Below are 20100 nucleotides of genomic sequence, written 5' to 3'. Positions count from 1 at the left end.
GGTCGGGCCGGCCCGACCGCCCGAGGAGAGGGCGAGCACGAGGCCGGCGGCGCCCAGGCCGCCGAGGAACGCCAGGGCGCCGGAGGGCAGCACGCCGAGGCTGATGCCGAACGCCGACGCGGCGACCACGGCGAGGTAGGCGCCCGCGTTGACGGCGAGGGTGTCCGGCGACGCGAGCGCGTTGCGGGCCAGCGACTGCAGGGCGGCGCCGGCCACGCCGAGCGCGATGCCGACCACCAGCGCGGCGAGCAACCGGGGCAACCGGGACGCGACCAGCACCTGGGCCGTGCCGGCGTCGTCGGCGCCGAGGAGCAGCCGCAACAGGTCGGCCGCGCCCACCGAGGACGTGCCCTGGGTGAGGTGGATCGCGGCGAGGACCAGGGTCAGGGCCAGGGCGACGACGACGGCCGCCGCCCGCTCCACCACGGACAGGCTCATCAGGCCTGGTACGCCGCGACGACCGCGTCGATCCACTGGATGCACGACTTCGGGCCGCCGAAGGTCCAGATGCCCGAGGGCAGCTTCCGCGCCCTGCCGGCCTCGACGAAGTCGAGCGCGTCCCAGATGGCGTTGCCCCGCAGGCCGTCGGCGAACACGTCGACGCCGTCGGACGCGTTGTAGAAGAAGGTGACACCCTTGCCGTCGAGCGCCTTGACGCCCTCGACGTCGGTCTGGCCGAGCCCCCACTGTGGATCGCCGGCGGTGGTCCAGGCGTTCCGCAGGCCGATCGCGGTGCCCAGGTCGGAGACGAGCGCGCCCCGGCCGAACATCCGGACGGAGACGGTGCTGCCTTCCTTCCAGCCGTCGGCCATCGCGAACGGCTTGCCGGCGGCGCCGGCCGACGCGAGTTCGGTCTTCGCCGAGGCGATCCGGGCGTCGAGGTCGGCGAGCAGCCCGTCGCCCTCGGCCTTCTTGCCGACCGCGGTGGCGATCATCGTGACGTCGTCGCGCAGCCGGTCGAGGTTGCGCCTGGCGTCGCTGCCGATGGTCACCAGCACCGGCACGTACTTCTCCAGCTGGGCCACGATCGGCGCGCCCCGCTCGGCCTCCATCACGACCAGGTCGGGCTGCAACGCGACGACCGAGTCGACGCTGGGCTCGCCGCGGGTGCCGACGTCCTTCACCGACGGGTCGAGCGTCACCGCGGTGTCCCAGACGGCGAAGCCCTTGTTGTCGGCGCTGCCGACCGGCATCACGCCGAGGCTGGCCAGGATCTCGGTCTCGCCCCATTCGAGGCTCACCACGCGGGTCGCCGGCTTCGGCAGGGTGATCTCCTTGCCCCGGCCGTCCTTGACGGTGACCGGACCGGCCGTGGCGTCCGACGACGGCGCGGCGATCTCCTCGGTCGTGCCGCAGGCACCGGCCGCGAGGACCGCGACCGCGGCGACGGCGAGCAGGGTGAAGCGCTTCATACGGATTCTCTTTCGGTACGTGACCGGCGGTGGTGCCGGCCGACGGGTCGGGTGGTGAGGTGGCCGGTCTCCGGGGCGACGAGCACCTCGACCGGGATGCCGTAGGTCTCGGTCAGTGCCGGCTCGGTCAGCACGTCGCGCGGTGCGCCGGCGGCCCGCACGCGACCCGCGGACAGCAGCACCACCTCGTCGGCGACCGCGGCGGCCTGGTCGAGGTCGTGCAGCACCACCCCGATGGCGACACCGTGCTCGTCGGCCAGGTCGCGGGTCAGGTCGAGGATCTCCACCTGGTAGCGCAGGTCGAGGAAGGTGGTCGGCTCGTCGAGCAGCAGCACGCCGGTGTCCTGGGCCAGGCAGGTGGCCAGCCAGACGCGCTGCCGTTCGCCCCCGGAGAGTTCGTCGACCGCCCGGTCGGCCATGCCGGCCACCCCGGTCACGTCGAGCGCCCAGGCGATCGCGCGCGGGCCGTCGGGGTCGTCGGCCCGCCAGCGGCCCCGGTAGGGGTGGCGGCCGTAGCCGACGACGTCGCGCACGCTGACCCCGGCCGGCACCGGGCGGCTCTGCGCCAGCAGGGTGACCCGGCGCGCGAAGTCGCGCGGTGCGAGCGGCAGCGCCGACTGGTCGCCGAGCAGCACGTCGCCCGCGCCCGGCTGGTGCAGCCGGGCCAGCGCGCGCAGCAGCGTCGACTTGCCGCTGCCGTTGGGACCGACCAGGGCGGTGACCCGGCCCGGACGCAGTGTGAGGGAGGCGCCGTGCACGACCGGCGCACCGTGGTAGGCGAGGTCGAGATCGATGCCGCGCAACTCCTGAGACATGCGGGTTAGGTTAGCCTAATCTTCAGGAAGGTCAACCTAACCTCTGGCGTGGACACTGCGCGTGACGACACGGTCGGAACGACCCGATCCGGGTGACCGCCCCGTGTAGCGTCATCCGGTGATGACGATGCTCCCCACGCCGCGGCGACTCGTCACCGCGGCGGTGGTCTTCGTGGCGCTCGTCGTGACCGTCGCCCTCGCCTTCCACCGCTCCGTGCCCAACGTGGCCGGCTTCGGCAGCGTGCTCGACACCGCGGCGCCGCTGCTGCTGCTCGCCGTGCCGGTGCTGATCCTCGGCGCGCTGCTGGCCCGCACCAGGACGGCCGTGGTCGCGGCGGTGGTGCCGCTGCTGCTGTGGGGCTTCCTGTTCGGCCGCGCCTGGTTGCCCAAGGGCGACCCGGGCGCCACCCAACTGCGGGTGGCCAGCCAGAACGTCAACGCCGCCAACCCGGACCCGACGGCGACGGCGGGCGCGGTGGTGGCCACCGACGCCGACGTGGTCGCCCTGGTCGAGGTGGCCGACGACCTGCGCGACACCGTCGCCGAGACGATGTCGAACCACTACGAATACCACGCGCGGGTGTCCACGGTGGAGTTGTGGAGCCGGTTCCCGATTCGCGACTACGCCCCGGTCGACACGGCGCTGGGCTGGGAGCGGGCACTGCGGGCGGTGGTGGAGGCGCCGGAGGGCGAGGTCGCCGTCTACGCCGTGCACCTGGGCTCGGCCCGGCCGGGCGTGACGGCCACCCGCGACCGGTCACTGCGCGCGCTGGCCGACGCGGTCGCCGGCGACCCGGCCGAGCGACTGGTGGTGGCCGGTGACTTCAACACCGCGATCACCGACCGCGTGATCGCGCCGCTGCGCGCGCACGTGCGCGACGCCCAGGGCGACGCAGGCCGCGGCCCCGGCGCCACCTGGCCGGCGACGCTGCCGCTGATCCGGCCGGATCAGATCTTCTACCGCGGCCTGACCGCGACGACGTCCACTGTGGTGCGGACGCCGGCGACCGACCATCGGGCCGTGGTGGCAGGGTTTCATTTCCGCTAGGCGACCGTCCACGATGGAACGTGACGACGCCGGGCGCTGACCGGTTTGTCGCAAGATTCATATCGTGAACTCGCAGTTTCAGGATCATGACGAGCGGGTAGCTTCGGCACTCGTGGCGATGAAAGCGCTTTCAAAGTCGAAGGCAGCGACGATCTACGAGGTCGCCGAGCGCGCCGGCGTGTCGATCGCCACCGTGTCGCGGGCCCTGCGCGACTCCGATCTGGTCACCGAGGCGACCCGGGCCCGGGTGCGCGCCGCGGTCGAGGCCCTCAACTACACCCCCAACCAGCTCGGCCGCTCGCTGGCCGAGGGGAGGCACGCGGCCAACGGGATCGTCTTCCCCGACCTCACCGGCCCCTACTACGCCGAGGTCGTGCTCGGCTACGAGGAGGTCGCCGCCGAGCTGGGCCGCAGCGTGCTGATTCTGACCACGCACGGCCGGCGCGACGCCGAGGCCGCGGTGCTCGACCTCGCCGGCCGGGTCGACGGCCTGGCCGTGATGGGTAACACCGTCGGCGACGAGAGCGTGCGCGCGGTCGCCGCCACCGGCCTGCCGCTGGTGCTGCTGGCCCGCCCGCCGGTCGACGGCGTCGACACCATCCGCACCCGCAACGAGCGCACCGCCGCCGACCTGGCCGAACACCTGGTCGCGCACGGGCACCGGCGGATCGTCTTCGTCGGTGACCCGGCGGCCTCCCCCGACGCCGCCGGCCGCTACGCGGGCCTGGCGAGGGCGTTGCGTGCGCACGGCCTGGCCAGGCCCGAGCTACGCGTCTGCGACTACGACGTCGACGCCGGCGAGCGGGTCGGCGCCGAGCTGATGGCCGACCCGCCGGACGCGGTCGTCTGCGCCAACGACGAGGTCGCGCTCGGCGTGCACCTGGCCGCCGAGGCGGCCGGCCGCCGGGTGCCCGACGACCTGGCCGTGACCGGGTGGGACGACGTGCTCGCCGCCCGGTTCGCCGGCCTCACCACCGTCTCCCAACCGATGCGCGAGCTGGGCGCCACCGCGGCGCGCTGGCTCGACGGGCGCATCGGCGAACGCAACACGGGCCCGGAACGCGCCGCGCCGCGGCGCCGGGTCCTACCCACGCGGCTGGTCGTGCGACGCAGCTGCGGGCCACACCCCAAGTAGGAAACTCCATCCCCTCGGAGGTACGGCATGAGAAGGAGCAGGTTGGCGGCCGTGGCGGCGGTCGCATTGGCCGCGTCGGTCGCCCTGACCGGCTGCGGTCGCGACTCGGGCGGCGGCAACGACGAGGCCAAGACGGTCGCGGAAGGCAAGGCCAGCGGCGAGATCACGGTCTGGGCGATGGGCACCGAGGGCGAGAAACTCGGCGAGTTCGCCAAGGAGTTCATGACCGAGAACCCGGACGCCAAGGTCAACGTGACCCCGGTGCCCTGGGACGCGGCGCACCAGAAGATCGCCAGCGCGATCGCCGCGAAGCAGACCCCGGACGTGTCGATGATCGGCACGACCTGGCAGGGCGAGTTCGCCAAGACCGGCGCCCTCGATCCGACCCCGCCGGACCTGATCAAGAAGGACGACTTCTTCCCCGGCGCCTGGGACACCACCCTCGTCGACGACACCTCGTACGGCGTGCCCTGGTATGTCGAGACCCGCGGCATCTTCTACCGCAAGGACCTGGCCGCCGCCGCCGGTTTCCCGGACGGCCCGAAGACCTGGGACGACCTCACCGCGATGGCCAAGAAGATGAAGGCCAACGGCGTTCGTGAGGGGTTCCACCTCCAGCCCGGCAAGACCGGCAGCTGGCAGTCCGTGATGCCGTTCGCGTGGTCCAACGGCGCCGAAGGTGCCACCGCCGACAAGCTGTCCTTCGACACGCCGGAGATGACCGAGGCACTGGCCTACTACCAGTCGTTCTTCAAGGACGGCCTGTCCGGGACCGACCTGCCCGATGGCGCGCTGGAGCCGGACTTCGTCAGTGGCAAGATCGGCGCGTTCATCTCGGGGCCGTGGCACATCGGCCTGCTGGAGGAGAAGGGCGGCGCCGGTTTCGACCAGAAGTTCGCGGTGGCGCCGATGCCGACGAAGAAGACCGGCACCTCGTTCATCGGCGGCAGCAACCTGGCCGTGTTCAAGGACGCCAAGAACCGCGACGCGGGCTGGAAGTTCGTGCAGTGGCTGAGCAAGCCCGACGTGCAGGTCAAGTGGTACCAGGCGGTCAAGGACCTGCCGTCCGTGCAGTCGGCGTGGGACGACAGCAGCCTGTCCGGCGACCAGTTCCTCAAGGTGTTCGGCAAGCAACTGGAGGATGCCAAGGCGCCGCCGGCGATTCCGACCTGGGAGCAGATCGCGGCCGCGTTCGACCTCGAGATCGAGAAGCTGTGCAAGTCCAACGCGGACCCGGCGGCGACCGCGAAGGCCATCCAGCAGAAGGCGACCGCCATCGGGACCGGGAGCTGACATGGCCGGCGCCCCCGCGGCGACGGCGCCGGCGCGGCCGGTCGGGATCGACTCCGACCGGTCCGCCGGGTCGGTCCAGCGCCGCCAGCGCCTGCGCCGGGCGCTGACCGGCTGGGCCTTCTCCGCGCCGTTCACCATCCTGTTCCTGGTCTTCATGGCCGTGCCGGTGGTCGTCTCGCTGGTGATGAGCTTCACCGACCTGCGCTCCACCGACCTGCGCAACCCGTTCGCGGTCAACTTCGTCGGCCTCGACAACTACACCCGGCTCTTCTCCGACGACCTGTTCCTGCGCTCGTCGGTCAACACGCTGGTCTTCGTGGTGATCGGCGTGCCGCTGACCATCGTGATCGCGCTGGCCGCCGCCACGGCGCTCAACTCGGGTCTGTTGCGGTTCAGGGCGCTGTTCCGGGTCGGCTTCTACCTACCCGTGGTGACCAGCATCGTGGCCGTCGCGGTGGTCTGGCGGTTCCTGCTCGACCCCGAGGTCGGCCTGGTCAACAACCTGCTCCGGGTCGTCGGCATCGACGGACCGAGTTGGCTGTTCGACACCAAGCTGGCGCTGCCCTCGCTGATCGCGATGGCGGCCTGGCGCAATTTCGGCTTCCTCATGGTGATCTTCCTGGCCGGCCTGCAGGCCATCCCGGGCGACCTCTACGAGGCAGCCACCCTCGACGGCGCGACCCGGTGGCAGCAGTTCCGCAACGTCACGCTGCCCCTGCTGCGGCCGACCCTGCTGTTCGGCGGGGTCGTCACCGGCATCGGGTATCTGCAGTTCTTCGAGGAGCCGTTCGTGATGACACAGGGCGGCCCGCTCTCGTCGACGCTGTCGGTGTCCTACCACATCTACAACCAGTTCGGCTTCGGCAACTACGGCTACGCGGCCGCGGCGAGCTACGTGCTCTTCGTCGCCATCGTCGCGCTGTCGGTCATCCAGTTCCGCTTCCTGGGGGAGCGCTCATGACCACATTGGAGGCCCGCGGGGTACGCCAACGCGACCGGGTGGCCAAGGCGGTGCTCTACGCGATCCTGGCCATCGGACTGCTCGTCGTGGTCGGCCCGTTCATCTGGATGGCGCTGTCGTCGCTCAAACCCGAGGGCGAGATCCGCTCGGTGCCGCCAACCTGGCTGCCGCAGACGTGGACGCTCGACAACTTCCGCGACCTGTTCTCCCGGCTCGACTTCCCGCTGTTCTTCTTCAACTCGGCCCTGGTCGCCGTCGCGGTGACGGTGGGCAACCTGCTCTTCTGCTCGCTGGTCGGGTACGCGCTGGCCAAGCTGCGCTACCCCGGCAAGAAGGTGCTGTTCCTCGCCGTGCTCGGCATGCTGATGGTGCCCGGCATGGTGACCTTCGTGCCGCAGTTCGTGCTGGTCAGCAACATGGGCCTGACCAACTCGTACGCCGGCCTGATCCTGCCGTTCCTGGTCGGCCCGTTCGGCGTGTTCCTGATGCGCCAGTTCCTCCAGTCGATCCCCGACGACCTGATCGAGGCCGCCCGGGTGGACGGCGCCGGCGAGTTCCGGATCTTCTTCCGGGTGGTCCTCCCGCTGTGCCGGCCGGCGCTGGCCACGCTCGGGATCCTCACGTTCCTCGCCTCCTGGAACAACTTCCTCTGGCCCCTCGTGGTCGCCAGCACGGAGGACAAGTACACGCTGCCGGTCGCCCTGGCGCTCTACAGCATCGGCCAGAACAAGACCGACTTCGGCCTGCTGCTGGCCGGCGCGGTCGTGGTCGTCGTGCCGGTGCTGGTCGTGTTCCTGATCCTCCAGCGGCATTTCATGCGCGGCATCGCGACCACCGGACTCAAGTAAGGAGACTCATGCGACGCATCCTGGCTCCTCTCGTCGCGCTCGCCCTGGTGCTGGCCGGTGGCTCCGCCGCCGTGGCCGCTCCGGGCGCCAAGGGCGCCGACCGCACGCTGACCGCCTACGCCAAGGACACCTGGCGGTCGATGGTCGCGATGACCGACCCGCGCACCGGGCTGGTCGCCGACAACATCACCGGTGACCTGAAGACCCCGTCGACCTACACCTCGCCGACCAACATCGGCGGCTACATGTGGTCGGCCGTGGTGGCCCGCGAACTCGGGTTCATCTCGCGCAAGGAGGCCCGCGACCGGATCGCCAAGACGCTCGACACGCTCGGCCGGCTCGACCACCACGAGGCGTCCGGCATGTTCTACAACTGGTACGACCCGCGCGACGGCTCGGTCGTGCACGTCTGGCCCGACGACGGCAGCACCATCTACCCGTTCCTGTCCAGTGTGGACAACGGCTGGCTGGCCGCGTCGCTGCGGGTGGTCAAGGGTGCGGTGCCGGAGTTGCGCGGCAAGGCCGACGCCATCCTGTCGAAGATGAACTTCGGCTTCTACTACAACCCGGCGGCCTCGACACCGTTCGGTGCCAGCGGCCTGATCGCCGGCGGGTTCTGGGACGCGGCGCCGCCCGGCTGCTCGTTGCCGCGCGACGGAGTCTGGTTCACCTGCAACCACTACGACATCACGGTGACCGAGCCGCGGATCGCCACCTATCTCGGCATCGGGGCGGGCCAGATCCCGGCCGAGGCGTACTTCCACACCATGCGGACCCTGCCGGACACCTGCGACTGGAGCTGGCCCGAGATGAAGCCGGTCGGCTTCGACACCACCTACGAGGGTGTGCGGGTCTTCGAGGGCGCCTACCAGTACCGCGGCATCCAGTTCGTGCCGAGCTGGGGCGGCGACATGTTCGAGGCACTGATGCCCGACCTGTTCGTGCCGGAGGAGCGCTGGGCGCCCAACAGCTGGGGCCGCAACCACCGGGCGACGGTGGCCGGGCAGATCGAGCACGGCCTGAACGACGCCGGCTACGGCTACTGGGGCTTCTCCCCCGCCAGCAACCCGAAGGGCGGCTACACCGCATGGGGCGTCGACGCGATGGGCATGGACACCGACGGCTACCCGTCCGACATGGAGTTCTCCAAGTATGACGCCGGCTTCGGCGAGTGCCGCCCGGCCGGCCCGGCACCTGACTACGGCGACGGCGTGGTGACACCGCACGCGGCGTTCCTCGCGCTGCCCTACGCCAAGGGTCCGGTCGTCGACAACCTGGCCAGGCTGAAGGCCAACTTCGACTCGTACGGCCCCGGTGGCTTCTACGACGCGATCGCGGTCGGCAGCGGCACCGTGGCCAGGCGCTACCTTTCGCTCGACCAGGCGATGATCATGGGCGCGCTCGGCAACGAGCTCTCCAACGACCTGATCCGCCGCTCGTTCGTCGACAAGCGGTTCGAGCAGCGGATCCGGCCGCTGATCGGGCAGGAGACGTTCAACGTACCGGCCGACCAGCCCCTGCCCCAGCTGCGTGGGGCGGGCGCATGACGGTCGGCGACATCGCCACGCAGGCGCGGGCACAGTGGGTCGCCCTGATGGGCAGCGGCGGAGCGCAGGACCGCGCACCCGGCGAGCCCGACGCGGCCGACCTGCCCGCGCCGGCGGGGCTCGTCGCGCTCACCGGCCGCGGCCAGGTCACCCTGCACTGGGAGCCGGTCGAGGGTGCCATCGGGTACGCCGTGCACCGCGCCACCAGCCCCACCGGCCCGTTCGCGGTCGTCGACCACGGCGGCGGTGACGTGCTGGCCGTGCCGCACGGCCCGTATGCCGACACCACCGTGGAGCCCGAACGCGAGTACTGGTACGCGGTGGCGCCGCTGGCCACCGTGACCGCGATGGGTCCACTGTGCACTCCGGTGCCGGGTGCGGCGGTCGGGCCGGGCTCGTCGGTGGCACCGTTGCTGCTGTCGGTTTCCGCCGGGGATTCGGCCGGTGCACTGGACCGGCCGTGGCGTTTCATGGTCGGGTCCGAGCACCTGTCGCACCTGTTGTCGACCGAGCGCACCGGCGGGCGGGAGATCGGGTCGGAGCTGCGGGAGGCGCTGGCCCGCACGCACTCCGCGTTGGGGGTGCGCACCGTACGCGCGCACGGGATCCTCTGTGACGACCTGGGCGTCTACCGGTTGGTTTCCGGGGCGCCGGTCTACGACTGGTCGGGGATCGACCAGGTCTACGACACCGTGCTGTCACTCGGCATGCGGCCGATCGTGGAACTCGGCTTCATGCCCCGCGACCTGGCCAGCGACCCGTCGCGCACGGTCTTCACCTACGCGGGCATCATCTCGCCACCGAAAGACTGGGACGCGTGGGGCGACCTGGTCCGGGCCCTGGTGTCGCACCTGGTCTCGCGCTACGGGCTGGCCGAGGTGCGCGACAACTGGGCCTTCGAGGTCTGGAACGAACCCAACCTGTCGGTGTTCTGGTCGGGTACGCCGGCCGAATACTGGCGCCTCTACGAGGTGGCCGCGCGGGCGGTCAAGGACGTCGACCCGGCGCTGCGGGTCGGCGGCCCGGCGACCGCGGCGGTCGGCTGGGTGTCGGAGCAACTCGACGTCGACGCCCCGGTCGACTTCCTGTCGACCCACATCTACGGCAGCCCGCCGCTCGACCTGCGCGGCATCGACGCCGACCGGCCGCTGTGGTGGACCGAGTGGGGGGTGACGGCGACACACGGCAACGAGGTCAACGACACCGTCTTCGCCGCCACGTTCCTGCTCCGCGGGATGCGCTCGGCCGCGGGCCGGATCGAGTCCCTCGCGCCGTGGGTCGCCTCCGACCACTTCGAGGAGCTGGGCCGCCCGCCCCGCTTCCTACACGGTGGCTTCGGCCTGCTCACGGTCGGCAACCTGGCGAAGCCGAAATTCTGGGCGCTGTGGCTGGCCCAGAAACTCGGCGACACCGCGGTGCCGGCTTCCCTGTCCGGCGACGGTGCCGACAGCCTGGTCGAGTCGTGGACCGCGCGGTCCGCGGACGGCACGATCGGTGCCCTGGTCTGGAACGGCTCGCTCGACCACGCGAAGCGTGACGGGTCGGCGGATCTCGACCGGTCCGTCACGATCCGCGTCGACGGGCTGCCGGCCGAGCGCTACGAGGTCCGCCGGTGGCGGGTCGACGCGACGCACGGCAACGTGGCCGCGCGCTGGCGGTCGATGGGCGGCGGCGACTGGCCGACCGAGGCGCAGTGGGCGACGCTGCAGGCGGAGGACCACCTCCCGGAGTCGGAGCCGGCGACCACGGTCGAGGCGACCGGCGGCGTGATCGAGATCTCGGTCGACCTGCCCAACCCCTCCATCGCCTACGTCGAGCTGACGCCACGCTAAGTTGTGCACCCGCGTACGCGACGCCCGAGCCCCTCGGGTGTCGCGTACGCGGGGTTCGAGGACGGAGCTCGCACATGCGATTCGGGTTGGTCGGCTACGGGTTCGGTGGCCGCTACTTCCACGCGCCACTGCTCATGTCGGCCCCCGGCATCGACTTCGCCGGCGTGGTGACCCGGTCGGTCGACCGCCGGGCCGAGCTCGAGACGGACCATCCCGGCGTCGCGGCATACGACTCCCTGCCGGCGCTCGCCGCCGACGGTGTCCGAGCCGTTGCGATCTCCACCCCGGCGGACACCCACATTCCGCTCGCACTCGAGGCGATCGGGCTCGGGATGGCGGTCGTGGTGGACAAGCCCTTCGCCATGGACGCCGCGCAGGCCCGCACCGCGATCGACGCGGCCGAGCGGGCCGGAGTCGCGCTCAGCGTCTACCAGAACCGGCGCTGGGACTCCGACCTGCTGACCGTGCGGCGCCTGATCGAGAGCGGGGCGCTGGGTGAGGTCAGCCGCTTCGAGTCACGGTTCGAACGCTTCTCCCCCGACCCCGGGCCGCCCGCGGCCGGCGGCGGCACCCTGCGGGACTTCGGCGCGCACCTGGTCGACCAGGCCCTGCTGCTGTTCGGCCCGGCGGACCATGTCTACGCGCGGATGGCCGCCCGGCACCGGCTCGACGACGACTTCTTCGTCACCATCGCACACACCGGCGGCGTCCAATCGCACCTCTGGGGCAGTTGGGTCCAGGGCGCCCCCGGCCCACGATTCCGGGTCACCGGCACGACCGGCACCTACATCGTCGACGGCGTCGACGGCCAGGAGGCCGCACTCGTCGCCGGCCGCACGCCCGCGACCGAGGGCGAGCGGTGGGGCGCCGAGCCGGAGAGCCGCTGGGGTCGCCTCCACCGCGGCGGCCCAGGCGAGCCGGTGCCGACCGAACGCGGCCGCTGGGACACCTACTACCCGGCCTTCGCCGCCGCCGTCCGGGGCGACGCCGCGGTCCCCGTCGACCCGAGGGACGTCGTGCGCGCCACCGAGGTCCTGGACGCGGCCCGGGTCAGCGCCGCGACCGGCACCACGATCAGCCTTTGACCCGATCTCAGCGAGGTTCGAGCAGCTCACGCTCGGCGAGGAAGGTTCGTAGCGTCTCGTCGTCCTGGGCGGACATCAGGCGGCGCGGGATCACGGTCGCCGGCATCCGGCCGACGTAGACGATCCAGAACTCGGGTGTCTGCGTCACCCGCGTGACGCCGTCCCAGGCGATGCCGCCGGATTCGGTGCCGCTGCGCATCATGATGTTGTCGTCGGTGATGTCGTAGCCGCCCTCGACGGCGTAGCGACCGGAGCGGCGGCGGGCGCGCAGCCGCACCAACGGACCGAAGAGCATCGCCGCCACGCCGCCCACGATCATCGCGATGTAGAGCGGCGAGATCCGCTCGCCCCAGCCGGAACCCTGTGCGAGGGCAAGAAAGATCACACCGACCAGCGTCAACACGGCGCCGACGTAGAAGTACTTGCGCAGCCCGGCGCTGCCGAGCGCGGCGGCCACCCGGCCCGGGTAGGCCGGATCGGCCGGGACGTCAAAACGGATGTGCACGTCAGAACGATAGTGCCACCGCGGATCGCTCAGACGGCGCGAACCTCGGCGAGCCGCCGGACCGCGTAATCGTCGTCCCAGCAGACGGCGGCCTCCCAGGCCGCCGACGCCTGCGCGGCGACGTCGTACGCGCGTTCGTCGAGCCCGGCGGCGTTGTCGGGCAGGACGAGGTCGAGGTCGGGAACGTCGACGTGCGCCTCGTCCCAGTCGATCAGACCGACCTGGTGCGCGGTCATCCGCACGTTTCCCACGTTGTTGGAGTCGCCGTGGACGACGCAGGTCGGCCGCCCGGTCAGCCGTGCCCACGCCGCTCGGCAGCGGGCGACGCCCTCGGCGGGCATCGCGCCGAGGTCGACCTTCGTGCCGGTCTCGGCGTGCAGGAGATCGGTCGACGATCGCCACCCCGGGCGCTGCGGATAGTCGCGCGTCAACGAATGCAGTTCGCGGAGGGTGCCGGCCACGCGGCGCCAGTCGGCCCGCGTCTCCGGCGGACCGCCGTCCAGATAGGTCAGCACCACCAGACCGTCGACGAACAGCCGGCCGTCGGTGGTCGGGATCGGCACCGGCACGGTCAGGCCCGCGCGGTCGAGGAACCGCATCAACCCGGTCTCCCAGGCCAGGTCGGCGTCGCTGCGGGCACCGAGCCGACCGACCGCGGGACGCCCGCCGACGCGCACGCTCCACACGTCGTTGGCGACCCCGCCGGTCAGTGGTTGGATCCGGACGACGTCGTCACCCCACCGATCAAGTGCCTCCCAGCCCACCGGCCACATGCTACGGGCGGGCGTGGGTCAGCGTGGCGGACGGAGGGTGTCGACCCGCGCCACCGCCTGGTCGATCCGGGCCTCGGTGAGGCGGCCGGTGCGGACGAGGTTCACCACGTTGTCGAGGGTCTCGCCGACGATGTTCGGGTCGTACACCTGCTGGTTGGCGAAGACGAGCAGGTCGAGGCCGGCCTCGAGGCCGAGCGCGACCGCCTGGTCCAGGCCGAACTGCCGGGTGATCGCGGCGGCCTGCATGTCGTCGCTGACGGCCGGGCCCTTGAAGCCCAGCTGGCCGCGCAGCAGGTCGGTGACGACCGCCTTCGACAGCGACGCCGGGAGCTTCGGGTCGAGTTGCTTGGCCAGCAGGTGTGCGACGAGAACGGAGTCGGCGCTGCCGTTGCTGATCAGCTGCTGGAACGGTTGGAGCTCCTTCGGCGTCCAGGTGCTGCTGACGTCGACGACGTCGAAGTCCGTGTTGGCGGTGGCGGTGCCGAGGCCCGGGAAGTGCTTGAGCGACGTCTTGACGCCGCCCGCCCGGTGGACCTGGATCTCCTCCGTCGCGTTGCTGACGACGACGCCCACGTCGGCGGAGAAGCTGCGGCCGAGTTGGCCGATCGCGGGGTTGTTCGGGTTGAGGTTGAGGTCCACGACCGGCGCGTAGTTGAGGGTGACGCCGACCGACGTGAGGCTGCTGACGATCTGCTGCGCCCAGGCCCGGGTCACGGCGGGTGAGTTCTGCGCACCGATCTCGGCCTCCGACTGGGTCGCCGGGAAGCCGTTGCTCGGGTTGAGGCGGGCGACCTGCCCGCCCTCCTGGTCGATCGAGACGATGAGCCGGCCGGGTGACGCCTGCCGCAGGCTCTTCACGAGCGCGGTGACCTGTGCCGGCGAGGTGATGTTGCGCGGGGCGTCGGTCGCGATCTCCTTGTCGAAGAGGATGACGCCGCCGAGGCCGTCCCGGATCGCCTTGACGATCCAGTCGTTGCTGTCGACGGTCTGGCCGCGGAAACCGACCACGAGCAGGCTGGCGATCTTGCGTCGCAGCGCGGCCTCGTCGGAGACGCGGTTCGGTGTGGGTGACGGCGTCGACCGCCGCGGCGGCGTTTCGGCCGTGCTGGCACCGCAGCCCGCCAGACCGGCTACGACGGCCGAGCCGACGCCGGTGAGCAGGCGCCGGCGGGTCACGGAGACATTCCTCACCCGATCCACGCTACGGCCGATCTTCGGGCCAAGCGCGCATATCGATGGGCTCAGCCGGCGGCGGCCGCGGGCGGGACGGCGGTGACCGGGGACGAGCCGATGGTACGGCCGTTCGCGTCGAGGGCGTCGACCGCGACGAAGACCGCCGGCCCGGTGAGGGACAGCGCCGTCTCGAAGCCGTCGCGGCCGCTGGTCGCCGCGACCGCCAGCTTGTCCGGCTGCGTCCCGGCGCGGACCCGCCAGCGGCGCACCGCCGTCGCGCCGTTCCAGCTCGCGTAGACCGTGACCGCCTCGCCCGTGCCGCGGACGGCGGCCACCATCGGCCGATCGTCGGGGGTGCCGGACCAGTCGAACTTGTACGCCCGGTACGAGCCGTTGTCAGCCGGCAGGGCGCCGGAGGCGACCAGGGTGCCGTCGGCGGCGTACTCGGTGAAGCGGGGTTGCTGTCCCCAACCGACCAGCGACCCGCCGCCGGGCAACTCCTGCACCGAACCCTGGCTCGGCGCGAGCAGCGCGTCGGGATGGGCCAGCGCGCGGACCAGCGTGGCCGTGCGGGCCGTCTCGTCGACCGCGAGGATCAGGCCCCGCGACGCGGAGGACCGGGTGGTGACGCCGGCCTCGTTGTCGAAGAGGCTGAGCGTGCCGTCGGAGCGCCGGCGGGCGTCGTGCTGCCAGGCGAACGCCGCGTCCGGCCCCATCGTGAAGTCGCTCCGCTTGCCACCCAGCCGCCACCGGATGGCGCCCGATCCGCGGTCGATCTTGTAGATGGTCCAGGTGTGCCGGGCCGACATGACCAGCGTGCCGTCGGTGTCGACGGTCAGCGAGTTGGCGTGCAGATAGTCGTACGGGACCCGGGCGGTCGCGCCGGACGGCGCCGGTGCGTAGGACTCGTCGACGCCGATGTGGTCGCGGCCACGCCAGCGGAACAGGATCTTGCCGGTCGCCACGTCGACCTCGTAGAGCACGCAGTCGACCAGCGCCGCGTCCGCCGGCCCGCCGACCGACCTCAGGTCGGCGCCCACCGGCTCGTAGCAGAAGAAGATCGCGCTGCCCCGGGCGGTGATGAGCAGGTCGTGCTGGTCGGCCGGGGTCGGCCCGGGCGACCGCAGCCGGCGGATCTCCTTGTAGGCCCGGTCGACGATCACGAACTCGCCGGACCCGATCCCGTACTTCGGGTCGATCGTCCCCTCCCACCAGGTCAGCACCGGCTCGCCGCCGAGTTGCTGGACCCGCGCGTCGACGGCGATCACCCCGGGGCCGGTGACCTGGCGGAACCAGACCGGCTGGCCGGCGCCGTCGACCAGCAGCGGGCCGCGCCCACCGCCGCCGGCGGCGGGGGTCAGGAAGACCAGTCCGCCGGCGGTCGGGCCGGTCGTCCGCACGTCGACGACGGGGATGGCGAGGTCGGGACGGGTATGGAAGGCGTGCGGCGCGGCGGTGGGTGCGGACGGGTCGGCGGTGGCGGTGCGGCCGGAGCGGCCCCAGGCGAAGCCGCCGCCACCCACCGCCGCCGCGGCTACGAGGCCACCGCCTCCCGCGAGAAGCCGGCGCCGGGTCACCGGCGGGCGTGCGTTGTCGGTCATCGGAACACACACTGCCGCCCCCGGCTGACCGGAAGCCGGGGAGAACCTGTCCGTTGGCTGAACGCCGCCACCGGACCGGCATAGCACCGCGCCCCGAAGTGGCTTAGCGTTACCGCCGTGCCCACCACCGAACCGTGCGCCCTGCGCGAGCGGCTCCGCCGCACCCTCCGCGACGCCCTGCGGGCCCGCGACGCCGTGGCGGCGGGCGCGCTCCGCTCGGCGATCGCGGCGATCGACAACGCCGAATCGGTGCCGGGCGTGTCGCTGGGCGTGCGGTCGAGCCAGCCGCTCGGCGTGACCGGCGTTGGCGCCGCCGAGGTGCCCCGGCGCGAGCTCGACACCGAGGAGATGCTGCGGATCGTCCGGGCCGAGGCCGCCGACCGGATGGCGGCGGCCGCGCAGTACGAGCGCCTCGGTCAGGTCGACGCGGCGGCCCGGATGCGCTCGGGCGCCGAACTGCTCGCCGCGATCGTCGACGCGAGCTGAAGCCGCGAAGGGTCAGCGCGTCCACCGCACCGCCCGGCGCCACAGCAGGGTCAGCACCACGAGGGCGGCCAGGCCCAGCACCAGGACGATGATCGCGGCCGTCCGCAGCGGCGACAACGGCAGGAGCTGTGGTTCGGGAACGAGCGGCGTGCTCTGCGGCACGAGCTCGACGGCGACCTGGAAGCCGCTGACCTGGTCGGCGGGGAAGACGACCAGCGTCGTGCGGCTCTGGCCGTCGACGGAGACCCTGGTCACCTCGCTCGTCGAGGCCACATAGATCCCGTCGCTGCCGTCCCAGCCGAGCACCCGGTCATCCGGGCCGAGCTCGATCGTCGCCGACGGAGCCGCCGACATGCCGAACGGCATGTCGCGGAGGCTGAGCCGCCGGGTGTTGCCCAGGAACTCACCCACCACCACCGTCATCGGCGGCACGCCGTCGGTCGCGGCGCGGTCTGGCGCCGGATGCACGCTCAAGGCCGCCACCTCGCCACACCGGTCGTCCAGCGCCTCGACCGCGATCGGATCCGCCGGCATCGGCTGGTCCACCCGATAGAGCCGAAGCCTGCAGCCGGGCTCGGCCCCGGCCGAGACGAGCACGCCCGTGCCGGTCGGGGTGAACGCCCCGTAGACATGGCCGAGGCCGGTATCCGGTCGGGGGTCGGCGACCGCGACCATGGCCCGGGTGTCCAGGTTGAGCACGCTCACACCGGCCGGCCCCGCGCCGTTCCAGGGGGGCGCGACCTGCGTCGCGAACGCGACGCGGCGACCGTCGGGCGACCACGCCAACGGACGCAGAGCCAGCGGATCGGCGATGGCGTACCGCGTGACCGCGCCGGTGCCGAGATCGACGACGTCAACCCTCCCGGTGGTTGCCGTCGGGTCGCTGAGCACCACCGCGCGGCCGTCGGGCGACAGCAGCGCGGCCTGGTTCTCGTCGGCGACGTCGAGGCGGCGGAAGCTGACCCCGTCGGTCGCGAGCACGACCTTCTGACCGCCCCGGACGAACAGCACGATGGCGCGGCCGGGCGGATCCGTCGAAACCGGCGCCGTCTCGGCCGCTCCGGTGACGCTGCGCGGCAGCCGGTAGGCGCTGGAACCGGTCGCCGGGCCGGGCGCGGTCGCCGGGCCCGACAGGGCCACCGTCGCCGCCATCACGATCGCGAAGACGCCGGCGGTCGCGACCGCGGCCGGCCACATCCGCGCGGTCCGGCGCGGTGCGCGGCGTCGAACAGTGGCGCGGGCCCGGATGGCTCCGGCCGGGGGCGGCTCGACCGGAATCGCGTCGACGGCGGCCCGGATGCTCTCCGCGACCCGGTCTTCGGAGATCATCTGTCCTCCAGGTGTTCCTGCATGAGTGCCAGGCCGCGGTGGAGGAGCGACTTGGCCGTGCCGAGCGGACAGTCGAGCGTCTCGGCGACCTCCGCCACGGAAAGGTCCAGGTAGTAGCGCAGAAACAGCGCCATCCGGTAGCGCGGCGCCACCCGCGCCAGCGCTGCGCGGACGGCGACCGCTCGCGGGTCGGGCGGCACCACAGCCGGCTGGTCGAACGTGCCGGCGTGCCGGCGTTCGAGGACCCGGCGGCGAATCCACGACGAGCACCGGAAGACCACGGAACGACGCAGATACGCGGCCGGCGAGTCGACATGCTCGATCCGCCGGTACCACTCGACGAAGACGTCCTGCACGACGTCTTCGGCCGCCGGCATGCTGCCGATCGTCACGTAGGCGAGCCGGATCAACGAGGCATAGTGCGCCGCGTAGACCGTGTCGAACACGTCGGCCCGCGCACTGGTCTCCACCACCACCTCGCATAGTCGCCCGAGCGTCGGGTTTCGTTGCACATGGTGGCAGTGGAAATCGGCGACGGTGCCCCCGAGCCCGGCTGGGGGCACCGCCCGACCCACGTCAGTGCGCGCGCCGCCCGCCGGACAGCAGCCGCTCGACGTATCCGGCCGCGCCGGTTTCGGCCTTGCGTGCCGCCGTCGCTGGCCCACCGGGGTGCGGCGGCTTGCCGGGCTGGAACAACCACGCGTCGAACAGCGCGTCGAGCTGCCGACCGGAGATCCGTTCGGCCAGCGCGATGAACTCGGCCGTGCTGCCGGTCGCGAGCCGGTTCTTCGCCAGCCAGGCCCGCACGATCCGCCAGAACGCGTCGTCGCCGACGGTGACCCGCAGCGCGTGCAGGGTCATCCCGCCGCGCGTGTAGACCGAGTCGTCGAACAGCTCGTCGATGCCGGGGTCGCCGGGCGGCGGGTCCCAGTAGGCCGCCGACAGCGGCGCCGCGTAGAGGTCGTCGAAGATGTCCTGCGGCGTCGCCGCGCCGAGGTGGTCGAGCCACAGCCACTCGGCGTACGTCGCGAAGCCCTCGTTGAGCCAGATGTCCTGCCAGCGGTCGACCGCGACGAGGTCGCCGAACCACTGGTGGGCCAGTTCGTGCGCGACCACCACGGTCTCGAACGGGTCGACGCCCGGCGCGAACCAGCTCGCGGCGTAGATCGAGCGGGTCTGGTTCTCCAGCGCGAACGCGAGCGGCGGGTGGTCGTCGACGATCGCGCCGTTGGACTCGAACGGGTACGGCCCGAACCTCGTCTCCAGGAAGTTGGTGATCTCGTCGGTGCGGCCCACCGCGTCGTCGGCGAACCCGGGCGGCAGGTCGGAGTCGATCGCGATGATCGTCGGCCGGCCGTCGTGCCAGGTGGTGTCCACGTCGAACCGGCCGATCGTGGCCGTCGCCAGATAGCTGATCATGGGAGTCAGCTGCACCCACCGCGAGGTGGTCCAGCCGCCGCGGGTGGTGTCGCCGAGCGGCAGGCCGTTGCAGATCACCTCCAGGCCCGCGGGAACGGTGATCGCGAAGGAGTAGGTGGCCCGGTCGCGGGGATGGTCGTTGACCGGGAACCACGCGGCGGCGACCTCGGGCTGGCCGGCGATCACCGCACCGTCGTCGGTGTGCATGAACCCGGCCTCGAAGGGCGTGCCGGGAAGCGTGAACGTCTCGGGTACGCCGTGGTAGCGCACCTCGACGGAGAAGAGGCGGTTGTCGCGCAGGCCGCTACGCGGCCGGACGGTCAGCTCGTGGCCGTCCCGCGACCAGGTCGCCACGCGACCGTCCACCTTGACCGCGTCGACGGTGAGGCCGACCAGGTCGAGGTTCAACGAGGAGAGGTTCTGGGTGGCCCGGGCGCGGATCGTCGCCCGCCCGGTGAGCCGGTCGGTCGCCGGGTCGTAGCGGACGTCGAGGTCGTAGTGCCTGACGTCGTACCCGCCGTTGCCGTAGGTCGGGTAGTAGGGATCACCGACGCCCGGTGCGCCGGGCGTGAAGCGCGGCCCGGCCGACGCGGACGCTGGTGCGGCGAGGGCCGCGATGAGCAGGCCGGCGGCGACAGCCGCGACGGCCCTGGTGCGCTGCCTGTGCATAGACGTCCTCCCATGGGGGGTGTTGGGTCCGTGCAACCAGGGAACCCGCCGGGTGGCGCGGCCGGTTGCCCGCAGCCGGACGGTCGAGGGCCAGGACGAGGGACATCCCTACCCCGGTGAGCTGGGGCTTTGGGCGGCGCGAATTGCCCGTAACGTCCGCATTCACCTC

Annotated in this window: 19 protein-coding genes; 9 read left to right on the top strand and 10 right to left on the bottom strand. The window is 72.1% G+C overall.

Features of this window, described 5'->3' with window-relative positions:
• The 3 genes from AB0J74_RS23360 to AB0J74_RS23350 form a co-directional block, all read right to left on the bottom strand.
• On the bottom strand, positions 1–438 hold a 438-nt coding region (locus AB0J74_RS23360), incomplete at its 3' end, for an iron chelate uptake ABC transporter family permease subunit (RefSeq protein WP_363451242.1).
• Positions 438–1412: an iron-siderophore ABC transporter substrate-binding protein gene (locus AB0J74_RS23355; RefSeq protein ID WP_363451240.1), complete on the bottom strand. Its 975-nt coding sequence runs from the start codon at positions 1410–1412 to the stop codon at positions 438–440. The genes AB0J74_RS23360 and AB0J74_RS23355, both read right to left, overlap by 1 nt.
• Positions 1409–2227, bottom strand: coding sequence for an ABC transporter ATP-binding protein (locus AB0J74_RS23350; protein WP_363451238.1), 819 nt, complete (start codon positions 2225–2227; stop codon positions 1409–1411). Before AB0J74_RS23350 ends, AB0J74_RS23355 begins: the two co-directional genes overlap by 4 nt.
• Positions 2228–2348: 121 nt before the next feature.
• Between AB0J74_RS23350 and AB0J74_RS23345 the strand changes: the two genes are divergently transcribed.
• The 8 genes from AB0J74_RS23345 to AB0J74_RS23310 all read left to right on the top strand — a co-directional run bounded on the left by AB0J74_RS23345 (position 2349) and on the right by AB0J74_RS23310 (position 11976).
• The gene (locus tag AB0J74_RS23345; RefSeq protein ID WP_363451236.1) at positions 2349–3275 is read left to right on the top strand and encodes an endonuclease/exonuclease/phosphatase family protein; all 927 of its coding nucleotides are present in this window, start codon (positions 2349–2351) and stop codon (positions 3273–3275) included.
• Between the two features lie 64 nt (positions 3276–3339).
• Positions 3340–4410: a LacI family DNA-binding transcriptional regulator gene (locus tag AB0J74_RS23340; RefSeq protein WP_363451234.1), complete on the top strand. Its 1071-nt coding sequence runs from the start codon at positions 3340–3342 to the stop codon at positions 4408–4410.
• A gap of 27 nt (positions 4411–4437) precedes the next feature.
• Positions 4438–5703 carry a sugar ABC transporter substrate-binding protein gene (locus AB0J74_RS23335; protein ID WP_363451232.1) on the top strand — a complete coding sequence of 422 codons (1266 nt, stop codon included), beginning with the start codon at positions 4438–4440 and terminating at the stop codon, positions 5701–5703.
• A gap of 1 nt (position 5704) precedes the next feature.
• A complete protein-coding gene (locus AB0J74_RS23330; protein ID WP_363451230.1) occupies positions 5705–6664 on the top strand; it encodes a sugar ABC transporter permease in 960 nt (319 codons plus the stop codon).
• Positions 6661–7512, top strand: a complete 852-nt coding sequence (locus AB0J74_RS23325; RefSeq protein ID WP_363451228.1) for a carbohydrate ABC transporter permease — start codon at positions 6661–6663, stop codon at positions 7510–7512. The genes AB0J74_RS23330 and AB0J74_RS23325 overlap by 4 nt, the downstream gene beginning before the upstream one ends.
• Positions 7513–7520: 8 nt before the next feature.
• Positions 7521–9059: a glucoamylase family protein gene (locus AB0J74_RS23320; RefSeq protein ID WP_363451226.1), complete on the top strand. Its 1539-nt coding sequence runs from the start codon at positions 7521–7523 to the stop codon at positions 9057–9059.
• Positions 9056–10891: a xylan 1,4-beta-xylosidase gene (locus AB0J74_RS23315; protein ID WP_363451224.1), complete on the top strand. Its 1836-nt coding sequence runs from the start codon at positions 9056–9058 to the stop codon at positions 10889–10891. The genes AB0J74_RS23320 and AB0J74_RS23315 overlap by 4 nt, the downstream gene beginning before the upstream one ends.
• A gap of 74 nt (positions 10892–10965) precedes the next feature.
• Positions 10966–11976, top strand: coding sequence for a Gfo/Idh/MocA family oxidoreductase (locus tag AB0J74_RS23310; protein WP_363451222.1), 1011 nt, complete (start codon positions 10966–10968; stop codon positions 11974–11976).
• 7 nt (positions 11977–11983) lie between these two features.
• Here the strand turns inward: AB0J74_RS23310 and AB0J74_RS23305 are convergent, their stop codons facing one another.
• From AB0J74_RS23305 to AB0J74_RS23290, 4 genes are read right to left on the bottom strand one after another with little or no spacing between them, the layout of a single operon-like run.
• Entirely contained in the window at positions 11984–12481 is a 498-nt protein-coding gene (locus AB0J74_RS23305) for a YcxB family protein (protein WP_363451220.1), read from the bottom strand.
• A gap of 29 nt (positions 12482–12510) precedes the next feature.
• Complete coding sequence (locus AB0J74_RS23300) at positions 12511–13254, bottom strand: phosphotransferase (RefSeq protein ID WP_363451218.1); 744 nt, start codon at positions 13252–13254, stop codon at positions 12511–12513.
• 18 nt (positions 13255–13272) lie between these two features.
• Positions 13273–14445, bottom strand: a complete 1173-nt coding sequence (locus AB0J74_RS23295) for a glycoside hydrolase family 3 N-terminal domain-containing protein (protein WP_363451216.1) — start codon at positions 14443–14445, stop codon at positions 13273–13275.
• 50 nt (positions 14446–14495) lie between these two features.
• A complete protein-coding gene (locus tag AB0J74_RS23290; protein WP_363451214.1) occupies positions 14496–16028 on the bottom strand; it encodes an arylsulfotransferase family protein in 1533 nt (510 codons plus the stop codon).
• Between the two features lie 117 nt (positions 16029–16145).
• Here AB0J74_RS23290 and AB0J74_RS23285 point away from each other — a divergent pair, with 117 nt between their 5' ends.
• A complete protein-coding gene (locus AB0J74_RS23285; RefSeq protein ID WP_363451212.1) occupies positions 16146–16514 on the top strand; it encodes a hypothetical protein in 369 nt (122 codons plus the stop codon).
• A 12-nt stretch (positions 16515–16526) separates the two neighbouring features.
• Here AB0J74_RS23285 and AB0J74_RS23280 read toward each other — a convergent pair whose 3' ends face one another.
• From AB0J74_RS23280 to AB0J74_RS23270, 3 genes are all read right to left on the bottom strand, one after another.
• Positions 16527–17843, bottom strand: a complete 1317-nt coding sequence (locus AB0J74_RS23280; RefSeq protein WP_363451210.1) for a hypothetical protein — start codon at positions 17841–17843, stop codon at positions 16527–16529.
• Complete coding sequence (locus AB0J74_RS23275; RefSeq protein WP_363451208.1) at positions 17840–18355, bottom strand: sigma-70 family RNA polymerase sigma factor; 516 nt, start codon at positions 18353–18355, stop codon at positions 17840–17842. The genes AB0J74_RS23280 and AB0J74_RS23275 overlap by 4 nt, the downstream gene beginning before the upstream one ends.
• Positions 18356–18419: 64 nt before the next feature.
• Positions 18420–19931 carry a M1 family metallopeptidase gene (locus tag AB0J74_RS23270; protein ID WP_363451206.1) on the bottom strand — a complete coding sequence of 504 codons (1512 nt, stop codon included), beginning with the start codon at positions 19929–19931 and terminating at the stop codon, positions 18420–18422.
• Positions 19932–20100 lie beyond the last annotated feature (169 nt).

Source organism: Asanoa sp. NPDC049573 (assembly GCF_040676615.1).
Taxonomy (GTDB): domain Bacteria; phylum Actinomycetota; class Actinomycetes; order Mycobacteriales; family Micromonosporaceae; genus Asanoa.
The sequence above is the reverse complement of the archived record's forward strand: the minus strand, read 5'-3'. Positions and strand labels throughout refer to the sequence as shown.

Coding starts and splice junctions, on each gene's coding strand:
- AB0J74_RS23345 (WP_363451236.1), top strand. CDS start 2,349: ATGACGATGCTCCCCACGCCGCGGCGACTCGTCACCGCGGCGGTGGTC.
- AB0J74_RS23310 (WP_363451222.1), top strand. CDS start 10,966: ATGCGATTCGGGTTGGTCGGCTACGGGTTCGGTGGCCGCTACTTCCAC.
- AB0J74_RS23330 (WP_363451230.1), top strand. CDS start 5,705: ATGGCCGGCGCCCCCGCGGCGACGGCGCCGGCGCGGCCGGTCGGGATC.
- AB0J74_RS23355 (WP_363451240.1), bottom strand. CDS start 1,412: ATGAAGCGCTTCACCCTGCTCGCCGTCGCCGCGGTCGCGGTCCTCGCG.
- AB0J74_RS23350 (WP_363451238.1), bottom strand. CDS start 2,227: ATGTCTCAGGAGTTGCGCGGCATCGATCTCGACCTCGCCTACCACGGT.
- AB0J74_RS23270 (WP_363451206.1), bottom strand. CDS start 19,931: ATGCACAGGCAGCGCACCAGGGCCGTCGCGGCTGTCGCCGCCGGCCTG.
- AB0J74_RS23315 (WP_363451224.1), top strand. CDS start 9,056: ATGACGGTCGGCGACATCGCCACGCAGGCGCGGGCACAGTGGGTCGCC.
- AB0J74_RS23325 (WP_363451228.1), top strand. CDS start 6,661: ATGACCACATTGGAGGCCCGCGGGGTACGCCAACGCGACCGGGTGGCC.
- AB0J74_RS23320 (WP_363451226.1), top strand. CDS start 7,521: ATGCGACGCATCCTGGCTCCTCTCGTCGCGCTCGCCCTGGTGCTGGCC.
- AB0J74_RS23300 (WP_363451218.1), bottom strand. CDS start 13,254: ATGTGGCCGGTGGGCTGGGAGGCACTTGATCGGTGGGGTGACGACGTC.
- AB0J74_RS23290 (WP_363451214.1), bottom strand. CDS start 16,028: ATGACCGACAACGCACGCCCGCCGGTGACCCGGCGCCGGCTTCTCGCG.
- AB0J74_RS23280 (WP_363451210.1), bottom strand. CDS start 17,843: ATGATCTCCGAAGACCGGGTCGCGGAGAGCATCCGGGCCGCCGTCGAC.
- AB0J74_RS23335 (WP_363451232.1), top strand. CDS start 4,438: ATGAGAAGGAGCAGGTTGGCGGCCGTGGCGGCGGTCGCATTGGCCGCG.